This is a genomic window from Peribacillus sp. (assembly GCF_059453735.1).
Genome location: NZ_JAZVJO010000402.1, coordinates 1 through 1,522 on the forward strand (window position 1 = coordinate 1; position 1,522 = coordinate 1,522).

The following is a 1,522-nucleotide window of genomic DNA, read 5'->3' on the forward strand; positions in this document are numbered from 1 at the left end:
CGAAACTTTATTCCATTCAGATCTTTTGGTAACGGGAAATGTGTAAATGATTCTAATAAATGTCCGTTTCCCGAAGCAGTGATTTGGTAACGGTCCTCTCGAGGTAGTTTTTTTATATATTTTTCTCTAGCAAAGCGGGTAATCGTTTGCTCGAGATCTTTTCTTACAATACTCGGAAGCGTTCCAAATAAAGGGCTTAAACCAAACAAATGTGCATCCTCAATTGTTTGTGACGATTTTTTTCCCTTAAGCATATGATAAATAGCATAAATTGAACGTTCGCCATCAAAAACCTTTACTCCATATAAAACAATAATTTCGAAATACGTCAGCATTCTTATCCCCCGCCGCAAAATGATTTGAACCTACTGTCCTATTGTAACAAAATGCCTTTCATTCATGGTATTATAAACATAAGCGTACTAAAAATATAGTGTCGCCCCTGACTGACAATTCAAAAAAATAGATTCTACGTAACAATTTCTATTGACTTTTCTTATTTGATAAAGATTCTCAGGTATATTTATATTGAAAAGTTACTATATCAGTTTTACAATAGATAAGAGTATATGGTTTTCGTGGCAAAGGAAGCCAGAGATAAAACATATCGGGAGGTCTTTATTCATGGCAAAATATACAATCGTTGACAAAGAAACGTGCATTGCCTGCGGTGCATGCGGAGCTTCTGCGCCAGACATTTATGATTATGATGATGAAGGTATAGCTTATGTAACACTGGATGATAATGAAGGAATTGTTGAAATTCCAGACGTTCTCATAGATGACATGATGGATGCATTTGAAGGTTGTCCAACAGATTCCATTAAAGTAGCAGATGAAGCATTTGATGGAGATGCACTTAAATTTGAATAGTCATTAAAAATCCATCTTCCTTTGGAAGATGGATTTTTAATTTTTTTTAATGGGATTGTTGATTTCCTTTCCAGGCGTTTCGCTTTCCGCTCCAATCAACAGTCTTTCTATATTTAATTTGGAATTAAATCAGACGTTCAAAAGGAAACACGTGCTTCCCTACGAAGATAACTCTTTCCGATAACGTTCGAACAAGAAGAATCAAAAGATTATTAAGTAGAACACAAATAATCTGACAGCAGATAGAATGTTAAAGATGGAAAACATTACTTATTAGAGACTTAGTTGCCTTGATAAGCGCAGGAAAAATTCCGATTCCCTATAGAATTTGGCGTCTACCTCTGAATACATTTCCTTCCCAAGTCATAAATGAAAGTGAAGTCAATGGCAGCCTTCATTTTGCAAACCAAAATAGGTCTCGCTGAATAGAATCATGTTTAGAAAGCATCCTCATCACCTAAGTTTTACTCCTTCTATTTTTAAACAAAGTGACTCGAGTATATCTAAAAGGTAAAACAAAGTTATTGGAACGGAAGGTACGAGACTCCTGCGGGATAAGCGTGTCTAGGTGAGACCCCGCAGGCGAAAGCCGAGGAGGCTTCCCGACCGCCCGCGGAAAGCGAGTGACTGAAGTGGAAATCAACGTTCA

General features: G+C 36.8%; 1 protein-coding gene and 1 pseudogene. One reads left to right on the forward strand and one right to left on the reverse strand.

Features of this window, described 5'->3' with window-relative positions:
* Nucleotides 1–335 (reverse strand): annotated as a pseudogene (locus tag AC52RT_RS13360) (YpbB family protein); the annotation flags it as partial.
* A 289-nt stretch (nt 336–624) separates the two neighbouring features.
* On the opposite strand from AC52RT_RS13360, the gene AC52RT_RS13365 reads away from it, so the two are divergent.
* On the forward strand, nt 625–873 hold the full coding sequence (locus AC52RT_RS13365) for a ferredoxin (protein ID WP_040374472.1): 249 nt from the start codon (nt 625–627) through the stop codon (nt 871–873).
* Nucleotides 874–1,522: the final 649 nt, after the last annotated feature.